Source organism: Mycobacterium sp. SMC-17, from assembly GCF_045310915.1.
Classification (GTDB): Bacteria; Actinomycetota; Actinomycetes; order Mycobacteriales; family Mycobacteriaceae; genus Mycobacterium.
The window spans coordinates 240,254-254,295 of sequence record NZ_JBJIAK010000003.1; the positions used below are offsets into that span (position 1 = coordinate 240,254).

Consider the following 14,042-nt stretch of genomic DNA (forward strand, 5'->3'; position numbering starts at 1 on the left):
CTACGGGGCCGGCGCTGCGTCCGGTGCCGTCGCGGCCTGCTCCGGTCCCGGGAGCCACGGTGCGCTCGCCGGCATATGGGCCGGCGCCGCGGTGGACGGCGGAGTCCCGGCGGGCGCGGGCCGACCGCGCCCGGCCTGATCGGCGGCCTGGATCGTCGTCGATGACCACGGCGCGGGTCCGGCCAGTGCGTCGGCCGCCCACCCCGCCTGCAGTTGCCTCACGGCGAAGTTCACGCCCTGGTTGACCAATCCGCTGTCCACGTAACTGTTGTGGGCGTCGAAGCTCGATCCGTGTGCATCGCACACCAGGTCGTTGGGGGCACAGAGATCGGTGGTTTTGGGTTGGTAGACCGGGCCGACCGTGACAGCGGGAGAGCCGATGGCGCGCATGAACCGTGGCGAGGGCTTGCCGAACAAGGCTACGGCGGCAACGTGATCCGCGACGTCGGGTGGCATGGGAGTCGGCACTTCGGCGGCGGAGACGCCGTCGGGAATGGTGCCTGCGGTGACGAAGCCCGCAACGGCGGCGCCCTGTGAGAACCCGCCGAGCACCATCTTGGTCCGGGGACAGGCCGCCGCGGTCGTCACGATTTGCCTACGCGCGTCACGGATTCCGTCGACGGCGGTGGGGAAGTCGGTGGTCGCGGGATAGTCGACCGCGTACACATCAAGGGTTTTCGGGCTGATGGCGGTGCGCAGCGAATCGATGAACGCCGTCCCCACCCCGCCGGGTCCGGGCGCTTCGTCGGTGCCGCGGGCGAATATGACCTGGGCGTCGGGGCATTCGGCCGCGTGTGCTGTCTGCGGTAGGGCCGCGGAGATCAATCCTGGCGGTACCACCAGGATTGCGGCCGTAGTCAGGCTTCTGATGCGGCTTCTGCTTCTGCTTGGCCTCACGGGTTCATGCTGACACACCGGCACCCCATCCGCTCGTTAGCTGGGCCCGGCGCGTTCGAATCGTGACATACCAAAAGTCGGTTATTGCGTGTTAGCGGTGACGAATTCGGCCGATGGCGCGCCGGCTACCGCAGCATCATGACGGTGAACGCGACGACACTGACGACGACGATGCAGGCGCGTAAGGCGTTGGGCGGCAGGCGGCGTCCGATCCTGGCTCCGATGTAGCCGCCGATGGTCGAGCCGACGGCCAGCAGCAGCGCCGGTAGCCAGGCCACCTGGCCGACGATGATGAAGATGATGGCCGCGACCGAATTGACCAGTCCCACAGAGATGTTCTTGACGCCGTTGAGGCGCTGCAGATCTTCTGACACGAACAGCCCGAACAGGGCCATCATGATGATGCCTTGCGCCGCACCGAAATAGCCGCCGTAGACCGCGCACCCGAACACGCCCGCGTAGAGCGGCGCGGCATGGTCGGTGGACCGCGGCGCGCCGCGCCGGGCATCCAGCGCCCGGCGCAACAGGGGTTGCACCAGCACGAGCGCGCCGGCCAGCAGGATCAGCCATGGCACGACCGCGGTGAAGGCGCCGGGTGGCAGTTTGAGTAGCAGCACGGCGCCGACGATCGCGCCGGCCAGCGACACCACCCCGAGCCGGAGGATGCGGGCGCCCTGGCCGCCGAGCTCGTGCCGGTAGCCGTAGGCACCGGTGAAGTTCCCCGGCACCAGGCCGACCGAGTTGGACATGTTGGCCACCAGTGGCGGGTAACCGACGGCCATCAGCACGGGGAAGGTGATCAGGCTGCCGGAGCCCACCACGGCGTTGATCACTCCTGCGGCGACGCCGGCCAGCAGCACCGCCGTGATCGCGAGGGCGGTCAGGATCGCGTCTTACTGTGCGGTCTCACCCCGTGAATTGTTCACTGGCGTTCCTGTGTGGTTGCAGTGGCCCGGAAGAACTGCTCGACGTCCGCGGTCGTGAGCGTCTCGACGCCGATGAGTGCCAGGTCGGCGAGCCGCTCGGGTGTCACCTGGGACGTGGCGTCGGTGACCAGCGCGGCGCGGAAGTCCCGCTCGGAGGCGTCGAACAGGGTGGCGCGGGGACAATTCGGCAGGTTGCAGCCGGCCACCACGACGGTGTTCACCGCGAGGTCGCGCAGATGCACTTCCAATGCCGTGCGGTAGAACGCCGACCACCGTGGTTTGAACATGACGACCTCACCCGGCGCCACCTGCTGGACGCCGCCGGCCAGTAGCGAGTCGTAGTCCAGGGGGTGCGCCAGCAGTTCCCCGGGTACCGCGGCGCCGTCGGTGTGCGGTGCGGCGATCTGCTTGCCGGACTCGATGGCGGCCCGGCGCGGCGGGTCGGCGTCGCTGCCGCCGGGGACGTACAGCCGCACGATGTGCACGATCGGCCGGTGCGCCGCGCGGAACGCCGCGAGCAGCCGGGCCATCGCGGGCACCCGTTCGGCGGTGCCGTCGACCTGCGACGGACCCGAGACGAAATCGTTCTGCACGTCGATCAGCACCAGGGCGCTGCGTGCCAGGTCAGGGGAGGTGTAGTCGTGGCCGGCAGACACGGACCCGATCTTTCCAGACAACCCGCCGGCGTGAGCCACTCTTGACGACCTGATCGCGGCAATGCTAAGCAACTGCACAGCATTTGTTGCGCGCCCACCCCGGGGCGCGGGCTCGCTGACGATGAGAGGCACGCGATGACGCTGCAGTCGGTCTTGGAGGACATCCAGAAGCGCCCGGGTACGGGTGAGCTCATCCCGATCATCGATCCGGTGAGCGAGGAGCAGATCGGCGAGTTCACCGATTGCGGCCCTGAGTTCGTCGACGAGGCCGTCGCCCGCGCCAAGTCGTCCTTCGAATCCGGTGTCTGGTCCGGTCTGCCGGGCCGGGAACGCGCCAAGATCCTGTGGCGCATCGCCGACCTGATCGACGAGCACGCCGCCGAGTTCGCGGCCATCGACTCGGCCAACACGGGCATGATGAAGATGCAGTCCGAGCTCGTCGTGCCGACGTGCGCCGAGTTCTTCCGCTATTACGCCGGCTGGTGTTCGAAGATCAACGGCACCGCCTACGACATCCGCACCAGCGGCATCGCGTCGGACGCCTACGTCGACCAGCACGGCTACACGCTGCGTGAGCCCTACGGCGTCGTCGGCCTGATCTTCCCGTGGAACGGCCCCATCTTCAACGCCTGCGCCAAGGTCGCCCCTGCGCTGGCCGCGGGCTGCAGCAGCCTGGTGAAACCCGCTGAGGAGACCCCGCTTTCGGCGCTGCTGCTGGACCGGTTGATCCACGAGGCGGGCGTGCCCGAGGGGGTCGTCAACCTGATCACCGGGTACGGCCACACCGCGGGCGCCGCCATCACCGCGCACCCCGACGTCGAGAAGGTCGCGTTCACGGGTTCGACGGAAGTGGGCAAGGAGATCGTCAAGGCTTCGGCGGGCAACCTCAAGAAGGTCATGCTGGAACTCGGCGGCAAGTCGCCGGTGCTGATCTTCGACGACGCCGACCTGGACAAGGCCATCTTCGGTGCGGCCATGGGCATCTTCATCCACTCCGGCCAGGGATGTGTGTGCGGCTCAAGGATTTTCGTGCAGCGCGGCGTCTATGACCAGGTGGTCGAGGGTATCGCGAACGTCGCCAACTTCATGAAGTACGGCGGACCGGAGGAAGAGGGCGTGATGAGCGGCCCGCTGATCAGTGCCAAGCAGCTGAATCGGGTTCTGGGCTTCATCGACGAGGGCAAGAACGACGGCGTCGAGATCGTCGCGGGCGGGTACCGGCTGGACCGCAAGGGCTACTTCGTGCACCCGACGGTGCTGACCAACGTCGATCCAGGCATGCGCCTGTACCAGCAGGAGATCTTCGGGCCGGTGGTCAGCATCCTGCCGTTCGACACCGAGGACGAGGCCGTCGCCATGGCCAACGACACGAGCTACGGACTGGCGGCCACCGCGTGGACCACCAACGTCAGCCGGGCGCACCGCATCGTCAAGCGCCTGCAGGCCGGCAGCGTTCAGGTCAACTGCCAGTTGGTCTTTGACCACGACCTGCCGTTCGGTGGCTACAAGCAGTCCGGCTGGGGCCAGGAGTTCGGTCGCGAAGGCCTCGAGGCCTACCTGAAGAACAAGAGCGTGATCGTCCAGTTGTAGCCGGCCCTGGGATTTGTGCACGTTTTTCCGCGCAGACCGCGAAGAATCGTGCACAAATCCCCGGGGGGACGCGGTGTGGTGGAGGTCACATGTGGGTGTGACCTCAGAACCTTCGGGTCCGTAACCGTAGGTTGGCGAGACTTACGGTTGCGTACCTCGTGGCGCGACGCGGATCCTGAGCTGCGTGAGCCACTACATCGCCAATCTGCGCGATATCGAATTCAATCTGTTCGAAGTGCTGCCGCTCCGCGCGGCCCTGGATGCGGGTGGCTACGGCGACCTCGATGCCGATACGGCGCGATCCATCCTCGACGAGATCTCGAAGCTCGCCGAAGGCGTTGTCGCCGAGACGTTTGTCGAAGCCGACCGCAACCCGCCGGTGTTCCTGCCCGACGAGCACCGCATCACGGTGTCCGAGGAGCTGGCCAAGACCGTGCGGGTGGTCAAGGAGGCCGAATGGTGGCGCCTGGGCCTCGATGAGCGCGCCGGTGGGACGCCGGCGCCGGCGGCGCTGGTGTGGGCGACGCAGGAGATGCTCATCAGCGCGAACCCGTCGGCGACGTTCCTGTACGGCCTGGGGCCGGCGATGGCGCACACGCTGGCCGAGGTGGGTACCGAGGAGCAGCAGCTCTGGGCGCGGACGGCCATGGACAAGGGCTGGGCGGGCACCATGGTGCTGACCGAGCCGGACGCCGGCTCCGATGTCGGGGCGGGACGGGCCAAGGCCATCGAACAGCCTGACGGCACCTGGCACATCGAGGGCGTCAAGCGCTTCATCTCCGGTGGCGACGTCGGTGACACCGCGGAGAACGTCTTCCACCTGGTGCTGGCCCGGCCCGAGGGCGCGGGCCCGGGTACCAAAGGGCTGAGCTTGTTCTTCGTGCCCAACTTCCTGTTCGACCCCGAGACCCTCGAGCTGGGCGAGCGTAACGGCGTGTACGTCACCGGCCTGGAACACAAGATGGGCATCAAGTCGTCACCGACGTGTGAGTTGACGTTCGGCGCCCACGGAAAGCCCGCGATCGGCTACCTCGTCGGCGGCGTGCACAACGGCATCGCGCAGATGTTCAAGGTCATCGAGAACGCCCGGATGACGGTGGGTGTCAAGGCCGCCGGCACCCTGTCCACCGGCTACCTCAACGCGCTGGCCTACGCCAAGGAACGCATCCAGGGTGCCGATCTCACCCAGATGGCGGACAAGACCGCGCCGCGCGTGGCGATCATCGAGCACCCCGATGTGCGACGCAGTCTGATGACGCAGAAGGCCTACGCCGAAGGTCTGCGCGCGGTCTACCTGTACACCGCGGCCTACCAGAATGCTGATGTCGCGCAACTCGTTTCGGGTGCCGACGCCGATCTGGCGCACCGGGTGAACGACCTGCTGCTGCCCATCGTGAAGGGCGTCGGCTCCGAGCGCGCCTACGAGATGCTCTCCGAATCGCTGCAGACACTCGGCGGGTCCGGCTTCCTGCAGGATTACCCGATCGAGCAGTACATCCGCGACGCTCGCATCGACGCGCTGTACGAGGGCACGACGGCCATCCAGTCGCTGGACTTCTTCTTCCGCAAGATCATCCGCGACCAGGGCGCGGCGCTGGCCCACGTGTCGAGCCAGATCACCGCAACCATCGATGGTGCCGGGCCGGAGCTCAAGGCCGAAACCGACCGGCTGGCAACGGCTCTCGCCGACGTCCAGGCGATGGCCGCCGCGCTGACCGGCTACCTGATGGCGGCCCAGGGGGATCCCGAGCAGCTGTACAAGGTGGGTCTGGGCTCGGTGCGCTTCCTGCTCGCGGTCGGCGACCTGGTGATCGGTTGGCGGTTGATCCTGGCCGCCCAGATCGCCCTGGCGGCGCTCGACGGCGCCTCCGAACGCGACCACGCGTTCTATACCGGCAAGGTGGCGGTGGCGAAGTTCTTCGCCAAGAACATGCTGCCGCTGTTGACCTCGGTGCGCGGGGTGATCGAGACGCTCGATACCGACGTCATGGAGCTGGAGACCTCGGCCTTCTAGGGATTTGTGCACGATTTTCCGCGTCTGCCGCGAAAAATCGTGCACAAATCGCCAGTAGTCGAACAGATCACAGTTCCGGCCGTCGATTGCCGTGGATCTGGTGCCGCCGTGGAAAATGGTCCAAGGCCCACGACCGGACGAGGAGAGTGTGACGTGCGACGCGACACCCTGGCGTGGCTCGGTGCCCGCGCACTGACCCGCCGGCTGGGTTTGCCGCGGGCCACGAGCTTCCGGGTGGAGCGGTCGCTTCCGGTGCCGATGCGCGACGGCGCCGTCCTGTTGGCCGATCACTACGCGCCGCAGCGCCGCAAGCCCGCCGGCACGCTGCTGATGCGGGGGCCCTACGGCCGCGACGGCCTGCCCAACCGCGTGTTCGCCGGGCTGTACGCGGGGCAGGGCTTCCACGTCGTGCTGCAGAGCACGCGCGGCACCTTCGGGTCCGACGGTGCGTTCGAGCCCGGCCGTCACGAGGTCGACGACGGTGCCGACACGGTCCGGTGGCTGCGTGAACAGCCTTGGTACGGGGGAGAATTCGCCACTGTCGGGGCGTCATACCTGGGCTTCACCCAGCTGGCGCTCCTCGTCGACCAACCCGACGACCTGACCACCTCCGTGATCACCATGGCGCCGCACGATTTCGGACACTCGGTATGGAGCACAGGGTCGTTCGCGCTCGGCGATTTCCTGGGCTGGAGTTATCAAGTGGCCTGGCAGCACCGTGGTGGCTGGATTCGCCAGATTCTCCGCGGCATGGCGACGCCGCGCACCCTCAAGCCGGTGCTGGAGACGCTGCCGCTCGATCCGGCCGCCGCCGAACTCCTGGGCGGACGCACCCCGTGGTTCAACGCGTGGCTCGAACAGCCGGATCCGTCGTCGCCGTACTGGGCCGAGAACGGTGTGGCGGCCGCACTCGACAACCTGCGCGGCCCGGTGCTGCTGATCACCGGTTGGCAGGACGTTTTCGTGGACCAGACCCTCGAGCAATACCGGCGGCTACGGGCCCGCGGTGTCGAGGTGGCGTTGACCGTGGGGCCGTGGACGCACGGGTCCGGTGGTACCGAGGCCATTAAGGAATCCGTGCTGTGGCTGGACGGCTCCCGCCGCGCCGCGGCCCCCGTGCGGATCTGCGTTGCCGGCGGTGACTGGCTCGACATGCAGGAGTGGCCACCGCCGGCTGCCGAACAGGTGTGGCACCTGCACCCTGGCGCGGCGCTGGCCGAGACCCCGCCCGACAGCGGGGCGCCGTCCACGTTCGTCTACGACCCGGCCGACCCGACACCGAGTATCGGTGGGCGCCTTCTGGTTTCCGGCAAGTCGGGTTACATCGACGACACCGCGCTCGCCGAGCGATCGGACGTGCTGACCTTCACCAGCCCGGTGTTGCCTGCTGACCTCGACGTCATCGGAACGCCGTACGTCGAACTGGACCACCGGACCGACAACGCGCACGCCGACGTGTTCGTGCGCATCAGTGACGTTGGGCCCGACGGACATTCGACCAACGTCACCGACGGCTATCTGCGGCTCACCGCGGCCGACGCCCCCGCGGCGCTGCTGCGCCTGGAACTCGACGCGACCGCCTACCGATTCGCGGCCGGCCACCGGATCCGCCTGCTGGTCGCGGGCGGCTGTTTCCCGCGGTTCGCGCGCAATCTGGGCACCGGCGATCCGCTCGGGACCGCCACCGAGATGGTGCCCTCGGTGCACACCATCGCGCACGGCGACGGCGGCCAGTCCCGGCTGGTGTTGCCGGTCAGCGCAACGTGACGACCACTTTGCCCTTGGCGGAACGGTTTTCCAGCGAGGCGATGGCGTCCGCGGCCCGCTCCAACGGATAGACCTCGGGCGCCGGCGGGGTCACCGCACCGGAGGCCAGCAGCGGCTCCAGCTCCTCCCACTGCTCGGCGAGATAACCCGGGTGGGTCATGGCCCACGCACCCCAGCCGACACCCACCGCATCCACATTGTTGAGCAGCAGGCGGTTCACCTTGACCGTCGGAATATCGCCGCCGGTGAATCCCACCACCAGCAGCCGGCCGCCGGGTGCCAGGGACCGAAGAGAGTCGGTGAACCGGTCACCACCGACCGGGTCGAGGATCAGGTCGACGCCGCGGCCGCCGGTCAGCTCTCGCACCGCGTCCTTGAAGCCGTCGGCCAACACGACGTCGGAAGCCCCAGCGGCACGGGCGATCTCGGCCTTGTCCGGCGAGCTCACCACCGCGATGGTGCGGGCGGCGCCGAACGCCGGGGCCAGGCGCAGCGTGGACGTGCCGATGCCGCCCGCGGCGCCGTGCACCAGCACCGTCTCGCCGGGCGTCAGCCGACCGCGGGTACGCAGCGCGCAGTGCACCGTCAGATCGTTGAACAGCAGTCCGGCGCCGGCCTCGAACGACACCGAGTCCGGCAGCTTGAAGACCCGATCAGCCGGTAGTGCAACGACTTCCGCCATCGCGCCCGACAACATGGTCAACGCCGCCACCCTGTCGCCGGCCGCCACGTGCGCGCCCTCGGGTGCGCTGCGGACCACGCCCGCGAGCTCGGCGCCGGGGGTGTACGGCAGTTCCGGCTTGTGCTGGTACAGGCCGCGCGACTGCAGCGCGTCGGGGAAGGCGACACCGGCGGCGTGCACCTCGATCACCACAAGGCCGGCGCCGTCAGGCTCGGGGATGTCGTTCAGTTCGGCCGCCGAGGGGCCTTCCAACCGGGCGATCTGAATGGCGCGCATGGTGCTCTTCTCCTGTAGGCATTGCCGGTGGGTCCCTGTCACTGTCGCATGTCCACGTCACGCTCCGCCGCGGGCACCGAGTAAGAGGCCGGTCACCACCAGTCCGATGCCGGCGATCTCGCCGATCGTCGGAATCTGATGCAGCACGGTGAGCCCGATGAGGCTGGCCGTCACGGGCAACAGTGCCAGCAGGATCGCGAACCTCGCCTGGCCGACCTGACGGAGGACGATCTGGTCGAGCGCATAGGGGATGGCCGTCGACAACAGGCCGACGCCGAGGCCGAGCAGCCAGGTGCGCGGATCGACGAACACCGCCGAGTTCGTGTGGGCCTGGAGGCCGATGATCACCGGGCCCAAAATGGCTGCGGCGGTCGACATTCCGAGGGCGAGCGTGTCGAGACCGCCGTGTGCGTCCGCCACCCGTTTGCCGACCATGATGTAACCGGCCCAGAGCGCCGCGGCAGCCAGTGCCCACGCCACGCCGGCGAGCTCTGAGGTGAATTCGATGCCGGCCAACAGAGCAACCCCGCCAGCCGCGAGGGTGGCAGCCAAAAGATCACGCGGTCTGCGTGACCCGAGCGTGGCCACCAGCGTCGGGCCGATGAATTCGATCGCGACGGCGGTGCCCAACGGGATACGGGCCAGCGCTTCGTAGAACGCGATGTTCATGCCGACGGTGATCAATCCGAACAGGGTCGCGATCGCGACACGGCGGCGCGTCAACGGCATTCGCCACGGCCGGCGCCAGGCCATCAGCACCAGCGCACCGGCCGCGGCCCGGAGCCACGCGACGGTGGCCGGTTGGGTGGTCGAGAAGAGGAACACGCCGATCGCGGCACCCAGGTACTGCGACGCCGCACCGGTGACAAAGACGAACGGGACCGACCATCGGGGCAACTGGCGGTGCGTCATCCGCGCGGCACCCGGCAGTTGTCGATCCCGGTCACCCGGCGCAGATTACCGTCGACCTACCATCCGTGAATGATCGACGCACGTGCCGCCGTGTTGCTCCGCCCGGGTTCGGCCCCTGAACTGACCGATGTCCAGATTCGCGAACCGCAGGGCGGCGAGGTGCTGGTCGGCATCGATGCCGTCGGCATCTGCCACACCGATATCAGCACGGCCGCCCGCTGGCCGGAGAAGCGTCTGCCGATGGTGTTCGGCCATGAAGGCGCGGGCACGGTCCTGGCGGCTGGACCGGACGCTCGCATCGACGTCGGCCGGCGCGTCGTCCTGACGTTCGCCAGCTGCGCACAGTGCGCAGCGTGCGCAGCCGACACGCCCGCCTATTGCGACAATGCCAGTCGCCTGAACATGGCCGGTGACCGCGGTGACGAGTCGAGCGCGCTCCGGCTCGACGGTCAGCCCGTTCGCGGCGGATTCTTCGGGCAGTCCAGCTTCGCCACCCACGCGCTGGCCAACACGTCGAATGCCGTGGTGCTGCCCGACGGCATCGATGCCCAGCTGGCGGCACCGCTGGCCTGCAGTGTGCAGACCGGGGTCGGCGCGGTGCTGAACACACTGGCCGCTGGACCCGGCGATGTGCTGGTGGTGTGGGGCGCCGGCGCGGTCGGTCTCTCGGCGGTGATGGGGGCCCGCATCGCCGGGTGCCGCACGGTCATCGCGGTCGACCCGATCGCCGAACGACGTTCGCTGGCAATCGAATTGGGCGCCACCAGGGCCGTCGACTCGGCCTCCGAGACCCTGCCGGCCGAGATCATGGAGCTCACCGGCGGTGGTGCGACGCTGGCTGTCGACACGACCGCGCGCGGCGACGTCATCAGCACCGCGCTGACGCTGCTGCGCAAGTGCGGCACGCTCGCGCTCGTCGGGCTGGGCGCGCTGACCGCGGAACTACCCGTCGGGCTGATCCTGGCCAACGGGCTGCGGATACAGGGGGTCATCGAAGGCGACAGCGAGCCGCACAGCTTCATCCCGCGGTTGGCCGAACACGTCCTCCGGGGCGAGCTGCCCGTCGACAAACTGGTACGGACCTACCCGTTCGACCGCTTCGCCGACGCCTGGTCGGACGCCGCCGCCGGTTTTGCCGTCAAACCAGTGCTGGTTATTTAGGTAGGCTCGCTGGTACGGGATGTCCCGCCGGCAACGTCGCCGAACCCGAACGGAGCAGCATGACCGCTTTCACTCATTCGCAGCTGGTCAAACCCGGGCGTCCCGCGGCGCTGCCACGAGGCCGTTCCATGGAAATCAAGGCCGTCGACGGTACCCGGCTGCACGCCGAGGTGTTCGGTCCCGAACACGGGCAGCCGATCGTGTTCGCCCACGGCATCACCTGCGCCATCGGCGTATGGGGCAACCAGATCGCGGATCTGGCGAGCGACTACCGGGTCATCGCCTACGACCACCGCGGTCACGGCAAGAGTGAAGCTCCCCGCGGCCGCCACAAGTACAACCTGGACTTTCTCGCGGCCGACCTCGACGCGGTGCTGAGCGCGACGCTCAGGCCGGGGGAGCGGGCCGTCCTCGCGGGGCACTCGATGGGCGGCATTGCCATCACGTCATGGGCGCAGCGCTACCCGCAGCGGGTCACCGAGTGCGCGGACGCCGTCGCCCTGATCAACACCACGACTGGTGACCTGCTGAAGCTGGTCCAGCTGGCGCAGGTCCCGAACTCGCTGGCGAAGTCCCGGGCCTACGCCGCCGGCCGCATCCTCAAGACGTTCGGCGGAGCCCCGCTGGTGCCGGGTTCGCGTAGGGCGGCGCGCCAGTTCGTCGCCATGATCGCTGTCGGACGTGACGCCGACCCCGCAGTGGCCGACTACGTCTACGAACTGTTCATGGGCACCTCCGCAGCCGGCCGCAGCGGATGGGTGAACGCGCTGGTGGACAACCTCGATGCTCATCACATCGGACTCGACAACCTGACGGTGCCGACGCTCGTCATCGGCAGCACGAAAGACCGGTTGCTGCCCATCGCGGCGTCCCGCCGGATCGCCAGGAACGTGCCGAATCTGTGGTCGTTCGTCGAACTGGGCGGCGGTCACTGCGCGAACCTGGAGCGTCCCGAGCAGGTCAATCAGCATTTGCGGGCGCTGCTCGCGGGAGTGGCCCACAGCTCGACGGCCTAGGATCGCCATGTCCTAAGGTGAAACCGGCGGTACCGGATTTGATCAAGGGAGATTCATGACGGCCAGCGACGGCGAGTTCTTCGATGTGCTGATCATCGGTGCCGGTATCTCCGGCATCGGAGCCGCGTACCGGCTGCATCAACGCAACCCGCAGGTGACCTACCGGATCCTGGAGCGGCGGACGCGCATCGGTGGCACCTGGGACCTGTTCCGCTACCCGGGTATTCGATCCGACAGCGACATTTTCACGCTCAGTTTCCCGTACCAGCCGTGGGAGCGGCCGGAGAACATCGCCGACGGCGATCACATCCGCGAGTACCTGACCACCGCGGCACACACGCACGGCATCGACCGTCACATCACCTTCAACACCCATGTGCAGTCGGCCGACTGGGATTCGGCGACCGACACCTGGACGGTGCACGCCGTGGAGAACGGCGAGGCCAGGTCCTACCGCGCCCGATTCCTGTTCTGCGGCACCGGCTACTACAACTACGACAAGGGCTACACGCCCGACTTTCCGGGCATCGACACCTTCGCCGGCGACGTCGTCCATCCGCAGTTCTGGCCGGAGTCACTGGATTACGCCGGCAAGAAGGTCGTGGTGATCGGCAGTGGTGCCACCGCGGTCAGCCTGGTGCCCGCCATGGCGAAGACCGCCGGGAAGGTGACCATGCTGCAGCGGTCACCCACCTACCTGATGTCGCAGTGGCAGATCGACCCGATGGTCAGCTTCATCCGGAAGCTGTTGCCGGACAAGATCGCTCATCGCATCGTGTGGTTCCGCAACGTGCTCATCAGCGTGCTCAGCTACAACCTGCTCCGGAAGTTCCCCAAGGGCGGCCGCCGCCTCATCCGCAACCGGGCCATGGCCGCGTTGCCGCCGGGCTACCCCGTGGACGTGCACTTCAACCCGAAATACGACCCGTGGGATCAACGCCTCTGCGCGGTGCTCGACCGCGACATCTTCACCGCCATCGGTGACGGCCGCGCCGAGGTCGTCACCGACCACATCTCCCACTTCGACGCCAACGGCATCGTGCTGAAATCCGGTGCGCGCATTGACGCCGACATCGTCGTCACCGCGACCGGGCTGGAGTTGCAGGCCCTCGGCGGCATCTCCCTGTCGGTCGACGGGGTCGCGATCACCCCGTCCGACCGCTACGTCTACAAGGAATTCCTGCTCGAGGACGTGCCGAACATGGCATGGTGCCTGGGCTACACCAACGCATCGTGGACCCTGCGCGCCGACATGACTGCCCGTGCGTTCGCGAAACTGGTGGCGTACATGGACTCTCACGGCTACACCCACGCCTATCCGCATCTGGGTGACGTCCCGATGGACGAGAAGAAGACCTTCGACCTCGACGCCGGCTACATCAACCGCAACCCCCACGCGTTGCCCAAATCCGGTACCCATCGCCCGTGGCACGTCCGGCACAACTACGTGCTCGACGTGATCGACCACCGCTTCGACCGCATCGAAGAGTCCATGGTGTTCGGACGGGTGCGGCAGCGGGTCTGAGCCTTCCGGATCAGGATTCCGGCTGCTCGGTGAGTCTGGGCGGGGCAGCCAGTCGCCACGAGTCGGCGAGGATGTCGGTCAGTTCCTGCTCATCGTCGAGCGCCTCCAGCCTGACCCGCACCCACGACGACGCCGCCTCATGTCGCGGCACCCAGAACTTGTGCGGTTCGGCCGCGATCAGCTCTTCGCGGTCGAACCTCGGACAGCGCACCGCAAACGAGGTCTGATCGTCGGGCACCGTGACGAACATCTTGCGCGCCACGTCGAAAGTCGGGTGGCCCCAACGCTCCTTCTCTGTGGTCTCCGGGAGGGACAGCGCGATGCGGCGCACGTCATCGGCATCGAGCACGGTGTGAACCTTCCGGAGCTGCGTTGGTGGAGTTTGTCCGTCGAGGCAGCCTACCGGCGGGCGGTGACAGGTATTTCGCGCGCGACTCAGCGCAGGACAGTGGCGAGCTGTTCGACGAGGGCCTCGATCGCGGCTGGATCGCGCAGCCGGTCCGGCGCCCACGCCAGCGCGATCTTGGCCGGCGCCCAGGTGCTGGCTAAGTCCCCTGGGGTGGTGGGAATTCGGGGACGGGGCTGAGGTGGGCGGAGATGTTCAGGCCGTGTCGGTGCCG

At 67.9% G+C, this 14,042-nt stretch carries 12 protein-coding genes and 1 pseudogene; 6 read left to right on the top strand and 7 right to left on the bottom strand.

All coding sequences use genetic code 11. The annotated features are described in order from the left end of the window. From ACJH7A_RS03725 to ACJH7A_RS03735, 3 genes are all read right to left on the bottom strand, one after another. On the bottom strand, window positions 1-840 hold the full coding sequence (locus ACJH7A_RS03725) for a cutinase family protein (RefSeq protein ID WP_318984186.1): 840 nt from the start codon (window positions 838-840) through the stop codon (window positions 1-3). Between the two features lie 182 nt (window positions 841-1,022). Next, the gene (locus ACJH7A_RS03730) at window positions 1,023-1,757 is read right to left on the bottom strand and encodes a sulfite exporter TauE/SafE family protein (RefSeq protein WP_406783813.1); all 735 of its coding nucleotides are present in this window, start codon (window positions 1,755-1,757) and stop codon (window positions 1,023-1,025) included. A gap of 62 nt (window positions 1,758-1,819) precedes the next feature. Beyond that, window positions 1,820-2,479: an isochorismatase family cysteine hydrolase gene (locus ACJH7A_RS03735; RefSeq protein WP_318984187.1), complete on the bottom strand. Its 660-nt coding sequence runs from the start codon at window positions 2,477-2,479 to the stop codon at window positions 1,820-1,822. A 135-nt stretch (window positions 2,480-2,614) separates the two neighbouring features. Here ACJH7A_RS03735 and ACJH7A_RS03740 point away from each other — a divergent pair, with 135 nt between their 5' ends. From ACJH7A_RS03740 to ACJH7A_RS03750, 3 genes are all read left to right on the top strand, one after another. Then, a complete protein-coding gene (locus ACJH7A_RS03740; protein WP_318984188.1) occupies window positions 2,615-4,069 on the top strand; it encodes an aldehyde dehydrogenase family protein in 1,455 nt (484 codons plus the stop codon). 184 nt (window positions 4,070-4,253) lie between these two features. Beyond that, window positions 4,254-6,083 (top strand): acyl-CoA dehydrogenase, encoded by a 1,830-nt coding sequence (locus ACJH7A_RS03745; RefSeq protein ID WP_318984189.1) that lies wholly within the window; start codon window positions 4,254-4,256, stop codon window positions 6,081-6,083. A 153-nt stretch (window positions 6,084-6,236) separates the two neighbouring features. Next, window positions 6,237-7,850 carry a CocE/NonD family hydrolase gene (locus tag ACJH7A_RS03750; RefSeq protein ID WP_318984190.1) on the top strand — a complete coding sequence of 538 codons (1,614 nt, stop codon included), beginning with the start codon at window positions 6,237-6,239 and terminating at the stop codon, window positions 7,848-7,850. On the opposite strand, the gene ACJH7A_RS03755 is transcribed toward ACJH7A_RS03750, so the two are convergent. Together ACJH7A_RS03755 and ACJH7A_RS03760 are read right to left on the bottom strand one after the other, a co-directional pair. Then, the gene (locus ACJH7A_RS03755; RefSeq protein ID WP_318984191.1) at window positions 7,837-8,808 is read right to left on the bottom strand and encodes an NADPH:quinone oxidoreductase family protein; all 972 of its coding nucleotides are present in this window, start codon (window positions 8,806-8,808) and stop codon (window positions 7,837-7,839) included. The genes ACJH7A_RS03750 and ACJH7A_RS03755 overlap by 14 nt on opposite strands. Before the next feature lie 57 nt (window positions 8,809-8,865). Beyond that, window positions 8,866-9,720 (bottom strand): EamA family transporter, encoded by an 855-nt coding sequence (locus ACJH7A_RS03760; RefSeq protein WP_318984192.1) that lies wholly within the window; start codon window positions 9,718-9,720, stop codon window positions 8,866-8,868. A 69-nt stretch (window positions 9,721-9,789) separates the two neighbouring features. Here ACJH7A_RS03760 and ACJH7A_RS03765 point away from each other — a divergent pair, with 69 nt between their 5' ends. From ACJH7A_RS03765 to ACJH7A_RS03775, 3 genes are read left to right on the top strand one after another with little or no spacing between them, the layout of a single operon-like run. Continuing rightward, window positions 9,790-10,881 carry an NAD(P)-dependent alcohol dehydrogenase gene (locus ACJH7A_RS03765; protein WP_318984193.1) on the top strand — a complete coding sequence of 364 codons (1,092 nt, stop codon included), beginning with the start codon at window positions 9,790-9,792 and terminating at the stop codon, window positions 10,879-10,881. 59 nt (window positions 10,882-10,940) lie between these two features. After that, on the top strand, window positions 10,941-11,897 hold the full coding sequence (locus ACJH7A_RS03770; RefSeq protein ID WP_318984194.1) for an alpha/beta hydrolase: 957 nt from the start codon (window positions 10,941-10,943) through the stop codon (window positions 11,895-11,897). Between the two features lie 55 nt (window positions 11,898-11,952). Continuing rightward, a complete protein-coding gene (locus ACJH7A_RS03775; RefSeq protein WP_346416851.1) occupies window positions 11,953-13,422 on the top strand; it encodes an NAD(P)/FAD-dependent oxidoreductase in 1,470 nt (489 codons plus the stop codon). A gap of 10 nt (window positions 13,423-13,432) precedes the next feature. Here ACJH7A_RS03775 and ACJH7A_RS03780 read toward each other — a convergent pair whose 3' ends face one another. Further along, on the bottom strand, window positions 13,433-13,771 hold the full coding sequence (locus ACJH7A_RS03780; protein ID WP_346416850.1) for an MmcQ/YjbR family DNA-binding protein: 339 nt from the start codon (window positions 13,769-13,771) through the stop codon (window positions 13,433-13,435). A gap of 86 nt (window positions 13,772-13,857) precedes the next feature. Next, window positions 13,858-14,042, bottom strand: a pseudogene (locus ACJH7A_RS03785) (hypothetical protein); the annotation flags it as partial.